23 protein-coding genes are annotated in these 19,739 nt (G+C 70.4%); 11 read left to right on the top strand and 12 right to left on the bottom strand.

Annotation, left to right across the window (positions count from 1 at the left end; all coding sequences use genetic code 11):
- Positions 1-40 precede the first annotated feature (40 nt).
- From ACVW00_RS08630 to ctaC, 3 genes are read right to left on the bottom strand one after another with little or no spacing between them, the layout of a single operon-like run.
- The gene (locus ACVW00_RS08630; RefSeq protein ID WP_457110489.1) at positions 41-448 is read right to left on the bottom strand and encodes a cytochrome c oxidase subunit 4; all 408 of its coding nucleotides are present in this window, start codon (positions 446-448) and stop codon (positions 41-43) included.
- Positions 448-2,145, bottom strand: coding sequence for an aa3-type cytochrome oxidase subunit I (gene ctaD, locus ACVW00_RS08625; protein ID WP_457110488.1), 1,698 nt, complete (start codon positions 2,143-2,145; stop codon positions 448-450). The genes ACVW00_RS08630 and ctaD overlap by 1 nt, the downstream gene beginning before the upstream one ends.
- The gene (ctaC, locus tag ACVW00_RS08620) at positions 2,142-2,984 is read right to left on the bottom strand and encodes an aa3-type cytochrome oxidase subunit II (protein ID WP_457113089.1); all 843 of its coding nucleotides are present in this window, start codon (positions 2,982-2,984) and stop codon (positions 2,142-2,144) included. Before ctaC ends, ctaD begins: the two co-directional genes overlap by 4 nt.
- A gap of 188 nt (positions 2,985-3,172) precedes the next feature.
- Here ctaC and ACVW00_RS08615 point away from each other — a divergent pair, with 188 nt between their 5' ends.
- Entirely contained in the window at positions 3,173-4,294 is a 1,122-nt protein-coding gene (locus ACVW00_RS08615) for a cysteine desulfurase family protein (RefSeq protein WP_457110487.1), read from the top strand.
- Positions 4,291-4,533 carry a sulfurtransferase TusA family protein gene (locus ACVW00_RS08610; RefSeq protein ID WP_457110486.1) on the top strand — a complete coding sequence of 81 codons (243 nt, stop codon included), beginning with the start codon at positions 4,291-4,293 and terminating at the stop codon, positions 4,531-4,533. Before ACVW00_RS08615 ends, ACVW00_RS08610 begins: the two co-directional genes overlap by 4 nt.
- A 1-nt stretch (position 4,534) precedes the next feature.
- Here ACVW00_RS08610 and ACVW00_RS08605 read toward each other — a convergent pair whose 3' ends face one another.
- Complete coding sequence (locus ACVW00_RS08605; RefSeq protein WP_457110485.1) at positions 4,535-5,509, bottom strand: carbohydrate kinase family protein; 975 nt, start codon at positions 5,507-5,509, stop codon at positions 4,535-4,537.
- 121 nt (positions 5,510-5,630) lie between these two features.
- On the opposite strand from ACVW00_RS08605, the gene ACVW00_RS08600 reads away from it, so the two are divergent.
- A complete protein-coding gene (locus ACVW00_RS08600; protein WP_457110484.1) occupies positions 5,631-5,867 on the top strand; it encodes a hypothetical protein in 237 nt (78 codons plus the stop codon).
- A gap of 72 nt (positions 5,868-5,939) precedes the next feature.
- Here ACVW00_RS08600 and erpA read toward each other — a convergent pair whose 3' ends face one another.
- Both erpA and ACVW00_RS08590 read right to left on the bottom strand, forming a co-directional pair.
- A complete protein-coding gene (erpA, locus tag ACVW00_RS08595; RefSeq protein ID WP_457110483.1) occupies positions 5,940-6,311 on the bottom strand; it encodes an iron-sulfur cluster insertion protein ErpA in 372 nt (123 codons plus the stop codon).
- Positions 6,312-6,416: 105 nt separating this feature from the next.
- Positions 6,417-7,511, bottom strand: coding sequence for a glycerate kinase family protein (locus ACVW00_RS08590; protein WP_457110482.1), 1,095 nt, complete (start codon positions 7,509-7,511; stop codon positions 6,417-6,419).
- A 22-nt stretch (positions 7,512-7,533) separates the two neighbouring features.
- On the opposite strand from ACVW00_RS08590, the gene ACVW00_RS08585 reads away from it, so the two are divergent.
- The 4 genes from ACVW00_RS08585 (at position 7,534) to ACVW00_RS08570 (ending at position 11,245) form a co-directional block, all read left to right on the top strand.
- Positions 7,534-8,400, top strand: a complete 867-nt coding sequence (locus ACVW00_RS08585; protein WP_457110481.1) for a GNAT family N-acetyltransferase — start codon at positions 7,534-7,536, stop codon at positions 8,398-8,400.
- Between the two features lie 98 nt (positions 8,401-8,498).
- Positions 8,499-9,674, top strand: a complete 1,176-nt coding sequence (nadA, locus tag ACVW00_RS08580) for a quinolinate synthase NadA (RefSeq protein WP_457110480.1) — start codon at positions 8,499-8,501, stop codon at positions 9,672-9,674.
- Positions 9,675-9,753: 79 nt separating this feature from the next.
- Complete coding sequence (locus ACVW00_RS08575; protein WP_457110479.1) at positions 9,754-10,269, top strand: hypothetical protein; 516 nt, start codon at positions 9,754-9,756, stop codon at positions 10,267-10,269.
- 94 nt (positions 10,270-10,363) lie between these two features.
- Entirely contained in the window at positions 10,364-11,245 is an 882-nt protein-coding gene (locus ACVW00_RS08570; RefSeq protein ID WP_457113088.1) for a glutathione S-transferase C-terminal domain-containing protein, read from the top strand.
- On the opposite strand, the gene pspAA is transcribed toward ACVW00_RS08570, so the two are convergent.
- Both pspAA and ACVW00_RS08560 read right to left on the bottom strand, forming a co-directional pair.
- Positions 11,242-11,520, bottom strand: coding sequence for a PspA-associated protein PspAA (pspAA, locus tag ACVW00_RS08565; protein ID WP_457110478.1), 279 nt, complete (start codon positions 11,518-11,520; stop codon positions 11,242-11,244). The two genes, ACVW00_RS08570 and pspAA, sit on opposite strands and share 4 nt — an antisense overlap.
- Positions 11,517-12,308 (bottom strand): PspA/IM30 family protein, encoded by a 792-nt coding sequence (locus tag ACVW00_RS08560; protein WP_457110477.1) that lies wholly within the window; start codon positions 12,306-12,308, stop codon positions 11,517-11,519. Before ACVW00_RS08560 ends, pspAA begins: the two co-directional genes overlap by 4 nt.
- A 146-nt stretch (positions 12,309-12,454) precedes the next feature.
- On the opposite strand from ACVW00_RS08560, the gene ACVW00_RS08555 reads away from it, so the two are divergent.
- Complete coding sequence (locus ACVW00_RS08555; RefSeq protein WP_457110476.1) at positions 12,455-13,027, top strand: DUF3043 domain-containing protein; 573 nt, start codon at positions 12,455-12,457, stop codon at positions 13,025-13,027.
- Positions 13,028-13,031: 4 nt separating this feature from the next.
- On the opposite strand, the gene ACVW00_RS08550 is transcribed toward ACVW00_RS08555, so the two are convergent.
- From ACVW00_RS08550 to ACVW00_RS08540, 3 genes are read right to left on the bottom strand one after another with little or no spacing between them, the layout of a single operon-like run.
- The gene (locus tag ACVW00_RS08550; protein WP_457110475.1) at positions 13,032-13,286 is read right to left on the bottom strand and encodes a hypothetical protein; all 255 of its coding nucleotides are present in this window, start codon (positions 13,284-13,286) and stop codon (positions 13,032-13,034) included.
- Positions 13,286-14,143, bottom strand: a complete 858-nt coding sequence (locus tag ACVW00_RS08545; RefSeq protein ID WP_457110474.1) for a glycine cleavage T C-terminal barrel domain-containing protein — start codon at positions 14,141-14,143, stop codon at positions 13,286-13,288. The genes ACVW00_RS08550 and ACVW00_RS08545 overlap by 1 nt, the downstream gene beginning before the upstream one ends.
- Positions 14,098-14,403, bottom strand: a complete 306-nt coding sequence (locus ACVW00_RS08540; RefSeq protein ID WP_457110473.1) for a hypothetical protein — start codon at positions 14,401-14,403, stop codon at positions 14,098-14,100. The genes ACVW00_RS08545 and ACVW00_RS08540 overlap by 46 nt, the downstream gene beginning before the upstream one ends.
- A gap of 65 nt (positions 14,404-14,468) precedes the next feature.
- Here ACVW00_RS08540 and ACVW00_RS08535 point away from each other — a divergent pair, with 65 nt between their 5' ends.
- On the top strand, positions 14,469-15,989 hold the full coding sequence (locus ACVW00_RS08535) for a leucyl aminopeptidase (protein ID WP_457110472.1): 1,521 nt from the start codon (positions 14,469-14,471) through the stop codon (positions 15,987-15,989).
- Here ACVW00_RS08535 and ACVW00_RS08530 read toward each other — a convergent pair.
- Positions 15,964-16,350 (bottom strand): hypothetical protein, encoded by a 387-nt coding sequence (locus tag ACVW00_RS08530; RefSeq protein ID WP_457110471.1) that lies wholly within the window; start codon positions 16,348-16,350, stop codon positions 15,964-15,966. The two genes, ACVW00_RS08535 and ACVW00_RS08530, sit on opposite strands and share 26 nt — an antisense overlap.
- A gap of 122 nt (positions 16,351-16,472) precedes the next feature.
- On the opposite strand from ACVW00_RS08530, the gene lpdA reads away from it, so the two are divergent.
- Positions 16,473-17,849 carry a dihydrolipoyl dehydrogenase gene (lpdA, locus tag ACVW00_RS08525; protein ID WP_457110470.1) on the top strand — a complete coding sequence of 459 codons (1,377 nt, stop codon included), beginning with the start codon at positions 16,473-16,475 and terminating at the stop codon, positions 17,847-17,849.
- A 14-nt stretch (positions 17,850-17,863) separates the two neighbouring features.
- On the top strand, positions 17,864-19,738 hold the full coding sequence (sucB, locus tag ACVW00_RS08520) for a 2-oxoglutarate dehydrogenase, E2 component, dihydrolipoamide succinyltransferase (protein ID WP_457110469.1): 1,875 nt from the start codon (positions 17,864-17,866) through the stop codon (positions 19,736-19,738).
- Position 19,739 lies beyond the last annotated feature (1 nt).

Here is a 19,739-nt window from a genome sequence, read left to right as displayed (position 1 = left end):
ACGAGGTCCGTGTCAAGGCTCACCCGCCGGGCGGCCAGGGTCAGTGGGCGTGCTCGCCGCGGTAGTACTCGAAGACCCAGCCGATCAGCGCTGTCGCGCCCAGGGTGGCGCCGATGATCACCAGCCACCAGCCGATCACGACGCCGAGCACGATGGTCGCCATCGTGAGGGCGCACCACAGCGGCCACCAGCTGTACGGCGGGAAGAAGCCGAGCTCACCGGCACCGTCGGCGACCTCGGCGTCCTTGTGGTCCTCCGGCCGCACCAGGCCGGCCTGGGACATCTGGCGAGCGTGGAAGCCGAGGTAGATGCTGACCAGCGTGGTCAGCAGGGTGGTCATCACCAGCGCAGAGGTGCCGGTGGGGTCGCCGGTGATGAACCAGTACGACGGCGTCACGAGCGCGAAGAACGCCGTGCAGATCACGAAGATCCAGGTCTCCGACTTCATCAGGCGTCCTTCCCGTCACTGCCCTCGGGACCTGCACCGACGACGGCCAGGTCGTCGGAGTACTCCAGCGCGGCGATCTCCGGGTGGTGCAGGTCGAACGCCGGCGACTCCGAGCGGATCCGCGGGATCGACACGAAGTTGTGGCGCGGCGGTGGGCAGCTGGTCGCCCACTCCAGGGACCGTCCCCAGCCCCAGGGGTCGTCGACGGTCACCTTCGGGCCCCGGGACGACTTGTAGACGTTCCACAGGAACGGGAACGTCGATGACGCCAGCAGGAAGGCCCCGACGGTCGAGATCTGGTTGAGCGTGGTGAACCCGTCGCCCGGTCCGTAGTCGGCGTACCGGCGCGGCATGCCCTCGACGCCGAGCCAGTGCTGGACCAGGAAGGTGGTGTGGAAGCCGACGAACAGCAGCCAGAAGTGGATCTTGCCGAGCCGCTCGTCGAGCATCCGCCCGGTCATCTTCGGCCACCAGAAGTAGAAGCCGGCGAACATCGCGAAGACCACCGTGCCGAAGACCACGTAGTGGAAGTGCGCCACCACGAAGTACGAGTCCGACACGTGGAAGTCCAGCGGCGGCGAGGCCAGGATGATGCCGGTCAGGCCACCGAACAGGAACGTGACCAGGAAGCCCACGCTCCAGAGCATGGGTGTGTCCAGGGACACCGACCCGCCCCACATCGTGCCTATCCAGTTGAAGAACTTCACGCCGGTCGGTACGGCGATCAGGAACGTCATGCCGGAGAAGAAGGGCAGGTTCACGCCGCCGGTCACGAACATGTGGTGCGCCCACACGGCGACCGAGAGCATGGCGATGCCCAGCGTCGCGGCGACCAGCCCGACGTAGCCGAAGATCGGCTTCCGGCTGAAGACCGGCAGGATCTCGCTGATGATGCCGAAGAAGGGCAAGGCGATGATGTAGACCTCCGGATGCCCGAAGAACCAGAAGAGGTGCTGCCACATCAGGGGCCCGCCGTGCGAGGGGTCGAAGACGTGCGCGCCGAGCAGGCGGTCGGCCTCCAGCGCCAGCAGGAGGGCGCCGAACACCGGGAAGACCATGAGCACCAGCAGGCTGGTGATCATGGTGTTCCACACGAAGATCGGCATCCGGAACATCGTCATGCCGGGTGCCCGCATGCAGATGATCGTGGTGAGGAAGTTGACCGCACCCAGGATCGTGCCCAGACCGGCCAGGTAGAGGCCCATGATACCGAGGTCGCCGCCGACTCCCGGCGAGCGCACGGCGTCGGAGAGCGGGACGTACATGAACCAGCCGAAGTCGGCCGCACCGGAGGGGGTCAGGAAGCCGGAGGCGGCGATGAGGCCGCCGAAGAGGTACATCCAGTAGCTGAGCATGTTCAGGCGCGGGAACGCGACGTCCGGCGCACCGATCTGCAGCGGCATCACCACGTTGCCGAAGCCGAAGAACAGCGGCGTCGCGAACAGCAGCAGCATGATCAGGCCGTGCATGGTGAAGAGCTGGTTGTAGGTCTCGTCGTTGACGATCTGCTGGCCCGGGAACGCGAGCTCGGAGCGGATCAGGAGGGCCAGCACACCACCGAACAGGAAGAACCCGAACGACGTGGTGAGGTACATCTTGCCGATCAGCTTGTGGTCGGTCGTCGTCAGGATCCGGACGACCTGCTGCCCGAGCGTGCGGCTGGGAACGACCCGGGGTGCGTCGGAGACGGCGGTCATTCGTTGGCTCCGTTCTGCTCGAGGCCGGCTTGGGTGTTCATCTCGCTCCCGCCGACGGCCGGCCCGGTGTTGCCCGCGGTGCCCAGGTCACGCAGGTGGGCGTCGTACGCCGACTGGTCGACGACCTTGACCTTGAACAGCATCCGCGAGTGGTAGACGCCGCAGAGCTCGGCGCAGCGGCCTTCGTAGGTGCCGAGGCGGGTCGGGGTGAAGGTGTAGTGGTTGTCGCGGCCCGGGAAGACGTCCATCTTGAACAGGAACGCGGGCACCCAGAACGAGTGGATCACGTCGGCGGAGTAGAGGTGGACCTCGACGGTCTCGTCCTTGACCAGCCACAGCGTCGGCGGGTCGGCGGGTGTGCCGGTGTCGTAGACCACCGGGCTGCCGACGGCCTTGCCCTTGAAGTCGTCGGCGTTCGCGTCGTAGTTGTAGTTGAAGGTCCAGGACCACTGCTGGCCGACGACGGTGATGACGTTGTCCGGGTCCTTCACGTCCTTCAGGACGCGGTCCTGCTCCTGGACGGTGAAGTAGAAGAAGACGATCACCATCATGATCGGGGCGATCGTGTAGAAGATCTCGATCGGCAGGTTGTAGCGCGTCTGCACCGGGACCTCGTCCTCGCTGCGCCGGCGGAACCGGAACACGGCGTACAGGATCAGTCCCCAGGTCACGATGCCGGTCGCCATCGCCGCGATCCAGGCTCCCTGCCACAGGTGCAGCATGCCGGGACCCTCGGCGCTCGCCGGGTCCGGCATCGCGATCCGCTTCCACTCGTCCTTCGTGCCCACCGAGCATCCGCTGAGAAGCAGGACGCCGGCACCAGCTGCGGCAACGAACACAAGGCTCCGAGCGCGCTTGGGGAGTTGCAGACCCACGAACGAGCCCTCTCTCTTGACCGAACATCTTGAGCCGAACAAGCCGCACCCTACTACTGAGAAGGTGGCCCCAGTGCCCGAGGTCGCGGTGTTGACACATGTGCTTCGCGCCACCTCCGTGCGCCGTCCGGCGGCGGGCTAGGTTTCTCGCTGTGAGCACCCCGTCGGGCCCCGATCGCGCGGTCTACCTGGACACCGCGTCGAGCGAGCCGCTGCACGCCGCGGCACGTGCCGTGCTCGAACAGGCGCTCGACCTCGGGTACGCCGATCCGCGTCGCCTGCACGGCGCCGCGCGCACCGCCCGGCTGCTGCTCGACAACGCCCGTGAGGCCACCGCCGAGGCTCTGGGCATGCGCCCCGACGAGGTGGCCTTCACCCCGAGCGGCACCCATGCCGTGCACCTCGGGGTGCTCGGGCTGCTCGCCGGGCACAGCCGTCGGGGCGACCGGCTGGTGGCGTCCGCGGTCGAGCACTCCGCAGTGCTGCACGCGGGCCGGTGGCACGCGGCCCGGGGCGGCACGTTCGAGACGGTGCCGGTCGACCGGGACGGCCGGGTGCTGCCGATCGAGATGGACGCGACGGTGGTGTGCCTCCAGTCGGCGAACCACGAGGTCGGGACGATCCAGCCGGTCGCGGAGGTCGCGGAGTCCACCGGCGCCCCGGTCTTCATGGACGCAGGCGCCTCCGCGGGCCGGCTGCCGCTGCCGGAGGGCTGGTCCGTTGCGGCCGCATCGGCGCACAAGTGGGGCGGCCCCGCGGGGATCGGTGTCCTGCTGGTCCGCAAGGGCTCCCGGTGGCGCAACCCGTTCCCGGCGGACTCGATCGACCAGTTCCCCCTGGAGGGCGAGAACGTCCCGGCGGCCCTGGCCGCCGCCGCAGCCCTCCAGGCGGTCGTGGCCGAGCGAGACGAGGTCAACGCACGACAGGCCGCGCTCGTCGACCGGCTCCGCGCGGGCGCGGCGCGGATCCCCGACACCGAGGTCGTCGGCGACCCCGTCGACCGGCTCCCGCACCTGGTGACCTTCTCCTTCCTCTACGTCGACGGCGAGGCCATCGTCACCGAGCTTGACCGCCGCGGCTTCGCGGTGGCCAGCGGCTCGGCCTGCACGGCCAGCACCCTGGAACCGAGCCACGTCCTCGCGGCGATGGGGGCGCTGACCCACGGCAACGTCCGCGTCTCCCTGTCGCGGGACACCTCCGAGGAGGACGTGGACCGGCTGCTCGCCGCCCTGCCCGAGGTCGTCGCCGGCATCCGCAGGGACGCCGGACTTTGACCGACGACGCCCCCGCGCTCGAGCTGGACTGCCGGGGCATGCTCTGCCCCCGCCCGATCATCGAGCTGGCCCGCCGGATCGGCGACGTCCCGGTCGGCGCGGTCGTCGCGGTCGTGGCCGACGACGCGGCCGCGGCCCACGACGTCCCGGCGTGGTGCCGGATGCGGGAGCAGGAGTACGTCGGCGCGGACACTGCCGACGACGGGGTGGCCCGCTACCTGGTCCGGCGTACGACCTGAGTCACTTGAGGTGGGCGCCGACCTCGGCGGAGGCCTCGCTGCCGTAGGACTCCTCGACCCGCGCGACGAACTGCTCCGGCGTGAAGGAGTACTCCTGGGTGCCGACCGTCTCGACGACGTACGCCGCCAGGGTGCAGCCGACCTGGGCGGCGCGCTCGTGCGACAGCCCCCAGTCGACGGCAGCCAGGAACCCGGCGCGGAAGGCGTCGCCGACGCCGGTCGGCTCGAGGGCCTGCACCCCCTTGACGGCGGAGACCTCGATCGGCGCCTCGTCGCGGGTGACGATCCGGACGCCGTCCTTGCCGAGGGTGACCACCTGGGTGCCGACCCGGGCGAGGATGTCGTCGCTGCTCCAGCCGGTCTTCGACTCGATCAGGTGGGACTCGTACTCGTTGCTGAACAGGATCGCGGCGCCCTCGATCAGCTGCCGGATGAGGTCACCCTCCCCGAATGCGAGCTGCTGGCTCGGGTCGGCGATGAACCGGTAGCCCCGCTGCCGGCACTCGTCGGTGTGCCGGAGCATCCCGTCGGGGTCGTCCGCGCCGATCAGCACGTAGTCGGGGTCGCCGACCCGCGCGACGATCGGCCCCAGCTCGATCAGCCGTGCCTCGCTCATCGCGCCGGGGTAGAACGACGCGAACTGCGCCATCGTCGTGTCGGTGGTGCACACGAACCGCGCGGTGTGCTTCGACTCCGAGATGTGCACCGAGTCGCAGTCGACCCCGTGCCGTTCGAGCCAGGAACGGTAGTCCGCGAAGTCCTCACCCGCTGCGCCGACGAGCGTGGGGTTCAGCCCGAGCTGGCCGAGGCCGAAGCAGATGTTCGGGGCCACGCCGCCGCGGCGGATCTCGAGGTCCTCGACGAGGAAGCTCACCGAGAGCTTGTCGAGCTGCTCGACGACCAGGGAGTCGGCGAACTTGCCCTGGAAGGTCATCAGGTGGTCGGTGGCGATGGAACCGGCGATCAGCAGCGACATGGGTCCTCGAAGGGTGCGGGAAGCGAGTCCGGGCGAGTGCAGGAAGAGTGTCTCAGGTGCGGGCGGAGCCTACCGTCCGGTACGAGTAGGAGTACCCGGAAGTAGCCAATACCGTCGGTCCATGACCTACCAGCGGCTGGCGTACGACGACCAGGACTCCACCGTGAAGATGCGCCTCGACTGCACCGCCTGCGCCTCGGAGATGGGGCTCGCGGTGCCGGCCCTGTCGCCCGACCTCCTCGGGCAGGTGCCGCCGATCACCTACGACGAGTTCCCGCGCGAGATCCGCAAGCCGGTCATCACCGTGAGCGACGCGGCCGCCCACCTCGCGTCGCGCCTGCACCTCCACCTGGACTGAGGCGCGCACCACCGGAATTGGCAAGAGGCGGTGTCCCGGAAGACCGGGACACCGCCTCTTCGCAGTCCGGGATCAGTGGAAGCTGTCTCCGCACGCGCACGAGCCGGTGGCGTTCGGGTTGTCGATCGTGAAGCCCTGCTTCTCGATGCTGTCGACGAAGTCGATCGTGGCGCCGTGGAGGTACGGCACGCTCATCCGGTCGACCACGACCGAGACACCGTCGAAGTCGCTGACGACGTCACCGTCGAGGGTGCGCTCGTCGAAGAACAGCTGGTAGCGCAGGCCGGAGCAGCCGCCGGGCTGCACGGCGATGCGGAGCGCGAGGTCGTCGCGGCCCTCCTGCTCGAGGAGGCTCTTGACCTTGGCGGCCGCAACGGGGCTGACGTTGATGCTGTCGGCGCGGTGCTCGGTGGTCGCCGTGGTGGTCTCGACCTGCTCGGTCATGGGGAACTCCCGGGGTTGGCTCGCGGTGGTCCTGCCGGACCTCTTCACTGGGTCAATCGTCGCACACCGGCGGTTATTCCCGGGCATCCTGGACCATCAGCCGGCTCATCTTCCCCAGGTGCGCGCGACCCGTTCGGCGAGATCGGCCAGCGCGCCGCCGGGGTCGGCGAAGGCACGCTCCTCCCCCACCCGGTCGACCAGCGAGTACGCCGCCTCGATGCCGAGCGCCCGCATCTCCCGCGACCCGACGAGCACCTGTCCCGCGAGCGCGATGCACGGGACCAGCGCCGAGGCCGCAACCTCGGCGACCCCGTAGGGCACCTTGCCGGAACGTGAGGAGAAGTCGAAGGCGCCTTCCCCGGTGACGACGAGGTCGGCGCCACGGAGGAGGCCACCGAGGTCGACGGCGTCGGTGACCACCTCGACCCCCGGTCTGCGGAGTGCACCGAGGAGGAGCAGCGCGTAGCCGATGCCACCGGCCGCGCCGGCACCCTTCTGGGTGGCGACCTTGCGGTCGGCGAGCTCGGCGAACCGCTGCAGCCGGGCGTCGACGGTGAGCAGCTGCTCGTCGGTGAGGCCCTTCTGCGGGCCGTAGGTCTTGGTCGCCCCGACCAGCCCGAGCAGCTGGTTGTCGACGTCGGAGGCGAGCACCAGCTCGACTCCCTCGGTGATCCTGCGGGCCGGCGCGAGGTCGACCGACTCCAGTCCCGCGAGTCCGTCGGGCCCCCCGTCGAGGACGCCGCCGGCCGCGGTGGCGCCGAGGCCGGCGAGCAGCCCGGCTCCTCCGTCGTTCGTGGCGCTGCCGCCTGCTCCGACGACGACCGTCGTGGCGCCGTCCTGGATCGCGGCGAGGACCAGCTGCCCGAGGCCACGGCTCGTCGCGACGGTGGGCCGGCGGGCGACGGGTGCGGTGAGGTGAAGGCCGACGACCTGCGCGCTCTCCACGTAGGCGGTCGAGCCCACGCGCAGGATGGTCGCGGGCACCGGTACGCCGTACGGGTCCGTCGTGGTGACGGCGAGCAGGTCCCCGCCGAGCGCGGCGTGCAGCACGTCGACGAAACCGGGGCCTCCGTCGGACATCGGCACCTCGTCGATCCGGGCGTCCGGCACCCGGCGTCGCCAGCCGGCGGCGATCGCCGCGGCCGCCTCGACCGCACTCAGCGTGCCGGCGAACTTGTCCGGCGCGACCACCACTCGCATCCCGTGGACGATACTCAGGGCCGTGGACGCGCTGATCCGGCAGATGGGGCCAGACGACGTGGACCAGGCCGAGCGCCTCTCCGACGAGGCGTTCTCCCCGATGGCCGAGCCCGGCATGTCGACCAACCGCACACCGGAGCAGCAGGAGCAGTGGCGCGTGCGGGCAGCGCACCTGGTCGGCACCGACCCGGCCGGTTGCTGGGTGGCCGAGCAGGACGGGCAGATGGTCGGGTTCGCGACGTCCTTCCGCCGCGACCTGATCTGGTTCCTCGCGACGTACGCCGTCCGACCCGACCTGCAGGGGGCCGGACTGGGTCGCGCGCTCCTCGACGCCTCGCTGACCCATGCGCGCGGCTGCCTGCGGGGAATGCTCTCCTCGAGCCGGGACCCGCGGGCGTTTCGCCGCTACCGGCTCGCCGGCTTCACCCTGCACCCGCAGATGTACCTGGTCGGCGGCGTCGACCGGACCGCGATCCCGGTCGTCGAGCACGTCCGCGAGGGCGACGAGTCGGACTTCGCGCTGCTCGACTCGCTGGACCGGCAGCGTCGCGACGCGGCCCACGGCCCCGACCACGCGATCCTCCTCTCCCAGAACCGCCTGGTCGTGGTCGACCGGCCGAGCGGTGCCGGGTACGCCTACATCGCCGCCGACGGGAAGCCGGCCGTGGTGTGCGCCTCGGACCGCCGGACCGCCTCCGAGCTCCTCTGGGAGGCGGTCGCGTCGGCCCCACCAGACGCGACGCTGACGGTGCCGCACCTCACCGCGGCGAACGAGTGGGCGATCGACGTCGGCCTGGCGGCGGGGCTGGCGGTGCACACGGCCGGCTACCTCGCGGTCCGCGGGATGAAGCCGCCCGCGCCGTACCTCCACCACGGGGCACTGCTGTGACCGGAACCGTGGAAGGTGGAATAGAGCGTCCCGGCGCGGACTTGTGACGACAGGGACGGTCACCGTGCGGGCCGTCGCACCATGGGAGGATCTGGGCCATGACGACCGTCGACCTGCCGCTGCTGCCGCTGGGGCGCGGGAAGGACCTCTCCGCCGAGCGCGGCGTCGAGTGCCCCGGTGACCTGCCGTCCGCGTCCGACCCCGACCTGGTTGCCCGCGCCCGCGCTGCGAAGGCGAAGCTCGGCGACAAGGTCTTCGTGCTGGGGCACCACTACCAGCGCGACGAGGTCATCCAGTTCGCCGACGTGACCGGCGACTCCTTCAAGCTGGCCCGCGACGCCGCGGGGCGCCCGGATGCCGAGTACATCGTGTTCTGCGGCGTGCACTTCATGGCGGAGTCCGCCGACATCCTCACCTCGCCGGACCAGAAGGTGGTCCTGCCCGACCTTGCCGCCGGTTGCTCGATGGCCGACATGGCCCGGCTCGCGCAGGTCGAGGACGCGTGGGACACGCTGGCCGACGCCGGGGTGGCCGACCAGGTGGTGCCGATCACCTACATGAACTCCTCGGCGGACATCAAGGCGTTCTGCGGCAAGCACGGCGGCGCGGTCTGCACGTCGTCCAACGCCGACGTCGCGCTGGAGTGGGCGTTCGCGCAGAAGGGGCCGGACGCGAAGGTGCTGTTCTTCCCCGACCAGCACCTGGGCCGCAACACCGCCGTGCTCAAGCTCGGGCTGTCACTCGAGGACTGCGTCGTCTGGAACCCCCTCCTCCCCCACGGCGGCCTGACCGACGAGCAGCTGCGCGACGCGAAGATGATCCTGTGGAAGGGGCACTGCTCCGTGCACGGCCGGTTCTCCGCCGATGTCGTCGACGAGCTGCGCGCGACGGTTCCCGGCGTGCAGATCCTCGTGCACCCGGAGTGCGCGCACGACGTGGTGCTCAAGGCGGACCTGGTGGGGTCGACCGAGTTCATCATCAACACCATCGAGGCCGCCGAGCCCGGCACGAGCTGGGCGATCGGCACGGAGCTGAACCTCGTCAAGCGGCTCGCGAAGGCGCACCCGGACAAGAACATCGTGTTCCTCGACAAGACCGTCTGCTACTGCTCGACGATGAACCGGATCGACCTGCCCCACCTGGTGTGGGCGCTGGAGTCCCTCGTCGAGGGCACGGTCGTGAACCGCATCGAGGTGGATCCCGAGACCGAGCGGCACGCGCTGGTCGCTCTCCAGCGCATGCTCGACCTCCCCGGCAAGAGCGCCCGCGACTGAACTCACGGGTTCGCCGGACGCGCGGCCGTTCGGGTGACAGGCTGGCCGGGTCCAGCCGACCCACCCGGAGAGAACGGTCATGCGCACCTCAGCGATCATCACCACAGTCGTGCTCAGTGCGAGCCTCGTCGCGGGCTGCGGGAGCAGCAGCGGCGACAAGACCAGCAGCGGCAGCAGCGGTGACAAGGGCAGCAGCAGCTCGGGCGACTACTGCAAGCAGCTCAAGGCAGCCAAGGCGGACTTCGACACGTTCAACTCCGGCACGCCGGACTTCTCGAAGTTCGACGACGCCATCGGGACCTTCCACAAGCTCGCAGACAACGCGCCCTCCGACGTCGCAGCCGACTGGAAGACGCTCGACGAGGCGCTGTCGTCGATGGAGAAGGCGCTCTCGGACGCGGGCCTGAAGATCTCGGACCTCAGCGCGATCACCTCGGGCAAGCTGCCGGACGGCATGACACCCGCCCAGCTCCAGGAGCTCGGACCCAAGCTCCAGGCGGCGTTCGCGGGCCTGGACACCGACGCGGCCCAGAAGGCCGGCGACGCGATCGAGAAGAACGCGAAGTCCAAGTGCGGGGTCGACCTGAGCAAGTGACCCCGGGGCAGCGCTACTGGATCGCGCCGACGGGGGTACCGACCGGCGGGTGAGCCCGTCGTTCGTCAGAGCCGGCCAGGAGTTCCGCCGGGACATGAAGTACCTGTCCGACCGGATCACCCGGGACGGTGAGCGCTGGCCCGTCGAGGCGGGCCGATACCGCCTGATCGCCGCACGGGCGTGCCCCTGGGCCAACCGGGCGATCATCGTGCGCGGCCTCCTCGGCCTCGAGGACGTCATCTCGATGGGCCTGTGCGGGCCGGTGCACGACGAGGACTCGTGGACCTTCGACCTCGATGCCGACGGGGTCGACCCGGTGCTCGGCTACAAGAGACTCAAGGACGCCTATCTCGCCCGCGACCCGGACTACTCCCGGGGCATCACCGTGCCGGCGATCGTCGACATCCCGACCGGACAGGTGGTCACGAACGACTTCGCGATGATCACGCACGACCTCTTCTTCGAGTGGCGTGAGTTCCATCGTCCGGGTGCACCCGACCTCTGGCCCGAGCGCATCCGCGAGGAGATGGAGGAGGTGATGGAGCGGGTCTTCCAGGAGGTCAACAACGGCGTGTACCGATGCGGCTTCGCGGGATCACAGCGCACCTACGACAAGGCCTTCGACCGGCTCTTCAGTGCGCTCGACTGGCTCGAGGAGCGGCTGTCGAGGCGCCGGTACCTCATGGGCGACACGATCACCGAGGCCGACGTACGGCTCTTCACCACGCTGGCCCGGTTCGACGCCGTCTACCACGGCCACTTCAAGTGCAACCGCAACAAGCTCTCCGAGATGGGGGTGCTCGGCGGCTACGCCCGGGACCTGTTCCAGACGCCGGGATTCGGCGACACGATCGTCTTCGAGCAGATCAAGCAGCACTACTACGTCGTCCACGAGGACCTCAACCCGTCGGGCATCGTGCCGAAGGGTCCGCTCGAGCGCTGGTGGTTCCAGCCGCACGACCGCGACCGGCTCTAGCCGGGGATCAACCCGTCGTCGGAGAGCATCTCCCGGACCTCCTCGAGCGTGGCGTCAGCCGGCGGCAGGATCAGGTCGGAGTCCGCGAGCGACTCGTCGGGCAGCGGAGCACCGACCTGGCGCACGCCGTCGAGGAGCTCGGCGAGCCGCGCCGCGAACGCCGCCTCGTCGCCCGCGTCGATCGCCGCCTCGACGGCGGCGTCGAGCTCGTTGAGCCGGTCGAGCTCCGCGTCGCCGACCTCGAACTGCCCCTCGCCGAGGATGCGGGCGATCATGCCTGCTCCTCCTTCTCGGCCTGCGCGACAGGAGTCGCCGGCTCCGCGGCCTCGACTGCGGCCGGCGCCGAGCTGTCGATCGCGGGCGGGGTGGTCGCTCCCTTGAGGGCGGCCAGCTCGGCCTCGACGTCGGACTGCGAGCTCATCTGCTCCAGCTCGCGGGTGATGTCGTCGCCCTGGCTGATCGCGCTCGCGTCGTCGAGCGCACCGGTGGCGATCAGCTCGTCGATCGCTCCGGCTCGGGCCTGCATCTGCTGGGTCTTGTCCTCGGCCCGTTGGATCGCCATCCCGACGTCGCCCATCTCCTCGGAGATGCCGGAGAACGCCTCGTTGATCCGGGTCTGCGCCTCGGCGGCCGTGTACGTCGCCTTGATCGTCTCCTTGCGGGTCCGGAACGCCTCGACCTTCGCCTGCAGCCGCTGGGAGGCGAGGGTCAGCTTCTCCTCCTCGCCCTGGAGCTGGGCATGCTGGGCAGTGAGCTCGTTGACCTGGTTCTGCAGGCCCGACTTGCGGGTGAGCGCCTCGCGGGCGAGGTCCTCACGCCCCATCGTCAGCGCCTTCTGGGCCTGCTCGGTGAGCTTCGCCGACTGGGACTGGAGCTGGTTCATCTGCAGCTCGACCCGCTTGCGGCTGGTGGCCACGTCGGCGACGCCGCGGCGTACCTTCGCCAGCATCTCCACCTGGCGCTGGTAGCTGTAGTCGAGGGTCTCTCGGGGGTCCTCGGCACGATCGAGCGCCTTGTTGGCCTTCGCCCGGAAGATCATGCTGATGCGCTTCATCATGCTCATGAGGTGTCTCGCCCCTTCTCGTCAACCGCGTGGCCGCCCGTCGGGACGGCTCACCTCAACCTACCCAACGCACGGTCGGGCGACGAGAGGTTCGCAGGTAGTCTGCAGGCGACCAGACCGCCCATCGCGTCCAAGCCGAGGCCCCGTTGTTCCGTCGTACCGAGAAGCCCGTCGAGACCCTGCCCCCCACCCATGCCGAGGGCAGCGGCAAGGGCCGGCCCACGCCGAGCCGCAAGGAGGCGGAGGCTGCGGCGCGCGAGCGGGCGCGTGCCGGCGGCGACAAGAAGGCGGCCCAGAAGCTGCTGCGCGAGCGCCGGGGCGAGTCCAACCGCAGGATGCGCGAAGGGATGAAGGCGGGTGACGAGAAGTACCTGCCCGCGCGCGACCAGGGGCCGGTACGCCGCTTCGTCCGCGACTGGGTCGACTCGCGGCTCTCGGTGGCGGAGTTCCTGCTGCCCCTGTTGCTGCTGATCATGGGCCTGCAGGCCGCTGGCTCGAGCAAGCTGCAGTCACTCAGCTCCTCGCTGTGGGCGGTCACGATCGTGCTGCTGGCCGTCGACACCTTGTGGATCCGGTTCCGGTTGCGGCGCGTGCTCCGCGCGCGCTTCCCCGACGAGAACCTGAAGGGAACGACCTTCTACGCGCTGGTGCGGATGCTCCAGCTCCGGTTCATGCGGCTCCCGAAGCCCCACGTGCGGCTCGGCGGCAAGCCGCGCTGAGGGTTCACGCGCTCAGCGGCATCGGGCCGTAGACCTCACGGTCGCCCTCGAAGAGCGTCACTGCCGCGACACCGGTCTCGGCGAGGTCGGCCCAGAACTCCCCGATCCACGACTCGGCGTCCGCGCGGGTCGGGAACTCCTGGCGCCCCTCCTCGGGCTCGACCACAGCGCCGTCGGCGTCGAGCTGCTGCCACCACCACGGGACCGATGCCGTGAACGAGGACGGGAACGCGGAGGGTTCCGGAGCGTGCGTCATCATCAGGACTCCCGCACTCCGGGCTGGACGAACGGCGGCTTGGTGACCACGAAGACCTCCTGCCGGCCCCGGACGTCGACACTGACCTCGGCGCCGTCCTCGACCTGCGAGCTGATCAGCGCGAGAGCGACGCCCTTCTTCAGCGTCGGCGAGAACGTGCCTGAGGTGATCTCACCGATCGGCAGGTCGCGAGTCAGCCGCACGCTCATGTGTGGTCTCGGGATGCCGCGGCCCTGCGCCACCAGCCCGCGCAGGATGACCCGCGGGCCCTGCTCGCGCTCTTCCTGGAGCTTGTCCTTGCCCCAGAAGGCATCCTTCTTCCAGCCGATGGCCCAGCCGAGCCGCGCCTGCACCGGCGTGATCTCGATGCTGATGTCCTGGCCGTGCAGGGGGTAGCCCATCTCGGTGCGCAGCGTGTCGCGCGCGCCGAGCCCGCAGGCCTGGATGTCGTACGCCGCCCCGGCCTCGAGGATGGCGTCCCACAGCGCTCCGGCGACCTCGTTCGGGGCGATCAGCTCGTAGCCGCGCTCACCGGTGTAGCCGGTCCGGCAGACCACGACGTCGACCCCGTCGAAGGGCGCCTCGGTGAACGCCATGTACTCGAGGGGTGCAGCGTCGTCCCCGACCGGCAGTCCGACCGCCCGGAGCACCTCGTCGGACCTGGTGCCCTGCACGGCGAGCACCGCGTGGCTCTCGTGGTGGTCGGCGATCGAGATGCCCTCGGGCGCGGCGGCCTGGAGGCGGCGGCGGACCTCGGCGGTGTTGGCGGCGTTCGGCACCAGCAGCAGGTGGTCGTCGTCCTTGAGGTAGACGATCAGGTCGTCGACGACACCGCCGGTGGCGTCGTCGCAGCACAGCACAGGGTGTACTGCGCCTTCCCCTTCTCGATCCGCTCGAGGTCGTTGGTCAGGCAGCTGTTGACGAACTCCTGCGCTCCGTCCCCGCGGACCACGAGCTTGCCGAGGTGGCTCACGTCGAAGATCCCCACCGCCGTCCGGACGGCCGTGTGCTCCTTGACGACACCGGCGTACTCGAGCGGCATCTCCCACCCGCCGAACTCCGAGAACTTCGCCCCCAGGGCGACGTGCCGGTCGTGCAGGGCTGAGTGCTTGAGGGCCATGGCCGAAAGTTACCGCAGCGATCGGCCGGCGCCGACGCCACAGCGGCCCGTCTAGGGTGAACGCCGTGACGACGTACACCCTGCGCAAGGGAGCGCCCGACCGGACGCGCACCGACCTGGTCGTGATCGGGGTGGTCAGCGGCAAGGGCGACGCACTCGTCGCGGCGCCCGGAGGCGAGGCCGTTGCGGCGGCGTACGGGCGCAAGTTCACCCCGTTGCTCGCCTCGATGGGGTTCCGCGGCCGCTTCGGTGAGGTCGTCAAGGTCCCCACCAACGGAGTGCTCAACGCCGCGCAGCTGCTGGTCGTCGGTCTCGGGCCCCGGGACGACGTCACCACCGAGAAGGTGCGCCGGGCTGCGGGCGTCGCCGCGCGCAACCTCGGCAACGCCGCGTCGGTCGCGCTCGCCCTGCCGGCGATCGACGCGGCCCACGTCCGCGCGGCGGCCGACGGCTTCCGGTCCGGGCTCTACCGCTTCGACACCTACAAGTCCTCAGCAGCCAAGGGACGCAGGAGCGGGACCGTCGCCGACGTCATCGTGCTCAGCGAGACGGCGCGACAGGCGGACGTCGTGGCCGCGCTCGCCACCTCCGGTGTCGTGGCCGCGCAGACGCAAGAAGCGCGCGACTGGGTGAACACCCCGTCGAACGACCTGGTCCCCCGGGCCTTCGCCGACCAGATCGAGCGCGCGACGTCCGGCACCGCGGTCGGCTTCGAGCGCCTCGACGCTGATGAGCTGGAGCGCCTCGGCTGCGGCGGGATCCTCGGGGTGGGGGCAGGCTCGACGAGCCCGCCGTGCCTGGTGAAGCTGACCTGGCAGCCACCGGAGCCGGTCGCCTCCGTGGCACTGGTCGGCAAGGGGATCACCTACGACTCGGGTGGGCTGACCATCAAGACCGGTTCGTCGATGTCGACCCAGAAGATGGACATGGCCGGCGCCGCCGACGTGGTCGCGGCCACTCTCGCCGCCGCGGCGCTCGAGCTGCCGGTCACCGTGACGGCCTACCTCCCGCTCGCCGAGAACATGATCAGCGGCTCCGCGCTCCGGCCCGGAGACGTGCTGACCACCCTGTCGGGCAAGACGGTCGAGGTCATGAACACGGATGCGGAGGGCCGCCTCGTGCTCGCCGACGCCCTCACCATGGCCGTGCGCGGCGAGCCCGACGTGATCGTCGACGTCGCAACGCTCACCGGTCCCTGCGTGGTCGCGCTCGGCGACCGGATCGCCGGCCTCTTCGGTGACGACGAGAGCGTCGCTGCGTTCCAGGAGGCCGCGGGTGCCACCGGCGAGCTGTTCTGGCACCTGCCGATCCCCGACGAGCAGCGGCACACCGTGCGGACCGAGAGCAGGATCGCGGACCTGCTGCAGCACGACTGGGTCCGGTGGGGCTCGACGCTCTATGCCGCCGCCTTCCTCGAGCAGTTCGTCGAGGGTCGCCCGTGGGTGCACCTGGACATCGCCGGGCCGGCGTACAACAACGGCGCGCCGTGGGGGCACGTGCCGAGCGGCGGCACGGGGTTCTCGGTCGCGACGCTGGTGGAGTTCCTCGAGCGAACCGCCCTCACACGCTCGGCGGCGGAGAGCTGAACGGGTTCGGCGTCGGCTGACCCTTCGCCAGCTTCTGGCGGCGGTTCCAGTCACGCATCCGCTGCGGGATCCCGACCACCGCGGCGTCGTACGACGGGACGCCGAGGCGGTTCGCGAAGTCGTGGGCCCACTCGACCGACGGCACCCGCCTCCTGGTCCACTCGCCGTCGTGGGCGACGAGGAGCAGCGTCACCTCACTGACGGTCGTGCGCGGCTCGACGAATCCCTCGACGCCGCGACGGCTCCCCACCCAGGTGCGCAGGTGGTCGGCGTCGGCAGAGGCTGCCGCGCGCACGGTCGAGCCGGTCGGGCCGCCACGGCTCAACCCGCGACCCCGACGGAACCGGTCTCGTAAACCCATGCCGCCAATTGTGCGGCATCACCGGTCATCGGCGTGCACATCTCGACGTGTCGACCTCACTGTGGCTTGCGCCCGGAGAAGTGCAAGGATGGCCCGAGTCAAAGACGACGAGCGGAGCACAGGTGGCAGACCAGTTCGACGTGGTGGTCCTCGGGGCGGGGTCGGGCGGCTACGCGTGTGCGCTGCGTGCCGCGCAGCTCGGCCTGAGCGTCGCGCTGGTCGAGAAGGGCAAGGTCGGCGGGACCTGCCTGCACGCCGGGTGCATCCCCACCAAGGCTCTCCTGCACGCCGCGGAGGTCGCCGACGCGACCCGCGAGTCCGAGCAGTTCGGTGTCCGGGCGACTCTCGACGGCATCGACATGGCCGGCGTCAACGCCTACAAGGACGGGGTCGTCGCCCGGCTCTACAAGGGGCTCGCCGGCCTGATCAAGGGACGTGGCATCACCGTCGTCGAGGGCGAGGGGCGGCTGGTCGCGCCCGACACCGTCGAGGTCGGTGGTGCTCGCTACACCGGCACCCACGTCGTGCTGGCGAGCGGGTCCTACTCCCGGACGCTCCCGGGCCTGGAGATCGACGGCGAGCGCGTGATCACCTCGGAGCAGGCGCTGACGCTGGACCGGGTGCCCTCGGCCGTCGTGGTGCTCGGAGGCGGCGTGATCGGCTGTGAGTTCGCCAGCGTCTGGCGGTCGTTCGGTGCCGAGGTGACCATCGTCGAGGCGCTGCCGCGGCTGGTGGACGCCGAGGACGAGGCGTCCTCGAAGCAGCTCGAGCGGGCGTTCCGCAAGCGGGGCATCCGCGCCCTCACCGGGACGCCGTTCAAGGCCGTCGAGCACACCGAGTCGGGCGTCCGGGTGCACGTCGAGAGCGGTGAGCCGATCGAGGCCGACCTGCTCCTGGTCGCCGTCGGACGCGGCCCCGCCACGGACGGTCTCGGCTTCGAGGACCAAGGGCTCGGCATGGACCGCGGCTTCGTGCTCGCCGACGAGCGCTGCCGCACGAACCTGCCCGGGGTGTTCGCGGTCGGCGACATCGTCCCGGGCCTCCAGCTCGCCCACCGCGGCTTCGCCCAGGGCATCTTCGTGGCCGAAGAGATCGCCGGCCTGGCGCCCGCCCCGATCGCCGAAGCGGGCATCCCCCGGGTCACCTACAGCGACCCCGAGATCGCATCGGTCGGGCTCACCGAGACGCAGGCGCGTGAGCAGCTCGGCGACGACCGGGTGGAGACGCTCGTCTACGACCTCGGGGGCAACGGCAAGAGCCAGATCCTCAAGACCCAGGGCAGCGTCAAGCTCGTGCGCGAGAAGGACGGCCCCGTCGTCGGCGTACACCTCGTCGGCGCGCGGGTCGGCGAGCTGATCGGCGAGGCCCAGCTGATCTACAACTGGGACGCGTTCCCCGAGGACGTCGCGCCCCTCGTCCACGCGCACCCCACCCAGAACGAAGCACTCGGCGAGGCTCATCTGGCGCTCGCCGGCAAGCCACTCCACGCACACTCTTGACCGAAAGGTTGCCCATGTCGACTCCTGTCACCCTTCCCGCACTCGGCGAATCCGTCACCGAGGGCACCGTCACCCGCTGGCTCAAGCAGGTGGGTGACACCGTCGCGGTCGACGAGCCGCTGCTGGAGGTCTCGACCGACAAGGTCGACACGGAGATCCCCTCGCCGGTGGCGGGCACGCTGCTGGAGATCAGCGCACAGGAGGACGAGACCGTCGAGGTCGGCGCCCAGCTGTGCGTGATCGGCGAGGCGGGCGAAGGCGGCGGCGCACCGGCACAGGAGGCACCTGCACAGGAGGCACCCGCGCAGGAGGCACCTGCACAGGAGGCACCCGCGCAGGAGGCACCCGCGCAGGAGGCACCCGCGCAGGAGGCGCCGGCGGAAGAGGCACCCGCGGAGGAGCCGGCGCCCCAGGCTCCGGCAGCGCAGCAGGAGGAGCAGCCGGCTGCGCAGTCCGCCCCGTCAGGAGGAGGTACGCCGGTCACGCTGCCGGCGCTCGGCGAGTCGGTCACCGAGGGCACCGTGACCCGATGGCTGAAGTCGGTCGGCGACGAGGTGGCGGTCGACGAGCCGCTGCTGGAGGTCTCGACGGACAAGGTGGACACCGAGATCCCGTCGCCGGTCGCCGGCACCTTGCTCGAGATCAAGGTCAACGAGGACGAGACCGTCGAGGTCGGCGCCGAGCTGGCGCTGATCGGTGCGGCCGGCTCTGCTCCCGCAGCGGCACCGGCCCCGCAGGCTCCCGCCGAGGAGGCCCGGCAGGAGCCACCGCAAGAACCAGCGCCCGAAGCAGCGCAGCAGCCCCTGGAAGGCACCCCTGCCCAGGAGACGACCGCGCAGACCCAGCAGCCGGCGCCGGCCGAGCAGCCATCGGCCCCGGAGCCTCCGGCCCCTGCGGCTCCGGCCCCTGCCGCTCCGGCCCCTGCCGCTCCCCCGGCGTCCGCACCGGCTCCGTCCGGCGACAGCGGCGGCTACGTCACGCCGCTGGTCCGGAAGATGGCCTCCGAGCACGGCGTCGACCTCTCCGGCATCACCGGCAGCGGTGTCGGCGGCCGGATCCGCAAGCAGGACGTCCTCGAGGCTGCCGAGGCGAACAAGTCGGCAGCGCCTGCCGCCGCGTCGGCTCCTTCGGCGCCGGCGTCGACGCCCAGCGCACCCGCCTCGTCGACGCCGAGCCCGCTGCGTGGCAAGACCGAGCCGCTGAGCCGGCTGCGCAAGGTGATCGCGGCCCGGATGGTGGAGTCGCTGCACATCTCCGCCCAGCTCACCCAGGTCATGGAGGTCGACATGACCCGCGTGGCCCGGTTGCGCGACCGCGCCAAGGCGGACTTCCAGGTGCGTGAGGGAGTCAAGCTCACCTACCTGCCGTTCTTCGCCAAGGCGGCGATCGACGCGCTCAAGCAGCACCCGAAGCTCAACGCCAACATCGACACCGAGGCCGGCGAGGTCACCTACTTCGACCGCGAGAACATCGCGTTCGCCGTCGACACCGAGCGGGGCCTGCTGACCCCGGTCGTCAAGGACGCCGGCGACCTGTCCATCGCCGGCCTGGCCAAGAAGATCGCCGACGTCGCCGAGCGCACCCGCACCAACAAGATCACGCCCGACGACCTCACCGGTGGCACCTTCACGATCACCAACCTCGGCACCTTCGGGGCCTTGTTCGACACCCCGATCATCAACCAGCCGCAGGTCGCGATCCTCGGACCGGGTGCGGTCGTGAAGCGACCCGTGGTGATCGACGACCCGGACCTCGGGGAGACGATCGCAGTGCGCTACATGGTCAACGTCGCGCTCACCTACGACCACAGGCTGGTCGACGGCGCCGACGCAGGGCGGTTCCTCTCCGACGTCAAGGCGCGTCTCGAGGCCGCGCAGTTCGAGGTCTGAG

The sequence above is a fragment of the Marmoricola sp. URHA0025 HA25 genome, assembly GCF_054059435.1.
The sequence above is the reverse complement of the archived record's forward strand: the minus strand, read 5'-3'. Positions and strand labels throughout refer to the sequence as shown.

What these genes read in the sequence shown, in the direction of transcription:
- ACVW00_RS08630 (WP_457110489.1), bottom strand. Translation starts at nt 448, where the DNA reads ATGAAGTCGGAGACCTGGATCTTCGTGATCTGCACGGCGTTCTTCGCG.
- ctaD (WP_457110488.1), bottom strand. Translation starts at nt 2,145, where the DNA reads ATGACCGCCGTCTCCGACGCACCCCGGGTCGTTCCCAGCCGCACGCTC.
- ACVW00_RS08605 (WP_457110485.1), bottom strand. Translation starts at nt 5,509, where the DNA reads ATGTCGCTGCTGATCGCCGGTTCCATCGCCACCGACCACCTGATGACC.
- ACVW00_RS08600 (WP_457110484.1), top strand. Translation starts at nt 5,631, where the DNA reads ATGACCTACCAGCGGCTGGCGTACGACGACCAGGACTCCACCGTGAAG.
- erpA (WP_457110483.1), bottom strand. Translation starts at nt 6,311, where the DNA reads ATGACCGAGCAGGTCGAGACCACCACGGCGACCACCGAGCACCGCGCC.
- ACVW00_RS08590 (WP_457110482.1), bottom strand. Translation starts at nt 7,511, where the DNA reads ATGCGAGTGGTGGTCGCGCCGGACAAGTTCGCCGGCACGCTGAGTGCG.
- nadA (WP_457110480.1), top strand. Translation starts at nt 8,499, where the DNA reads ATGACGACCGTCGACCTGCCGCTGCTGCCGCTGGGGCGCGGGAAGGAC.
- ACVW00_RS08575 (WP_457110479.1), top strand. Translation starts at nt 9,754, where the DNA reads ATGCGCACCTCAGCGATCATCACCACAGTCGTGCTCAGTGCGAGCCTC.
- ACVW00_RS08570 (WP_457113088.1), top strand. Translation starts at nt 10,364, where the DNA reads ATGAAGTACCTGTCCGACCGGATCACCCGGGACGGTGAGCGCTGGCCC.
- pspAA (WP_457110478.1), bottom strand. Translation starts at nt 11,520, where the DNA reads ATGATCGCCCGCATCCTCGGCGAGGGGCAGTTCGAGGTCGGCGACGCG.
- ACVW00_RS08560 (WP_457110477.1), bottom strand. Translation starts at nt 12,308, where the DNA reads ATGAGCATGATGAAGCGCATCAGCATGATCTTCCGGGCGAAGGCCAAC.
- ACVW00_RS08550 (WP_457110475.1), bottom strand. Translation starts at nt 13,286, where the DNA reads ATGATGACGCACGCTCCGGAACCCTCCGCGTTCCCGTCCTCGTTCACG.
- ACVW00_RS08540 (WP_457110473.1), bottom strand. Translation starts at nt 14,403, where the DNA reads ATGGCCCTCAAGCACTCAGCCCTGCACGACCGGCACGTCGCCCTGGGG.
- ACVW00_RS08530 (WP_457110471.1), bottom strand. Translation starts at nt 16,350, where the DNA reads ATGGGTTTACGAGACCGGTTCCGTCGGGGTCGCGGGTTGAGCCGTGGC.
- sucB (WP_457110469.1), top strand. Translation starts at nt 17,864, where the DNA reads ATGTCGACTCCTGTCACCCTTCCCGCACTCGGCGAATCCGTCACCGAG.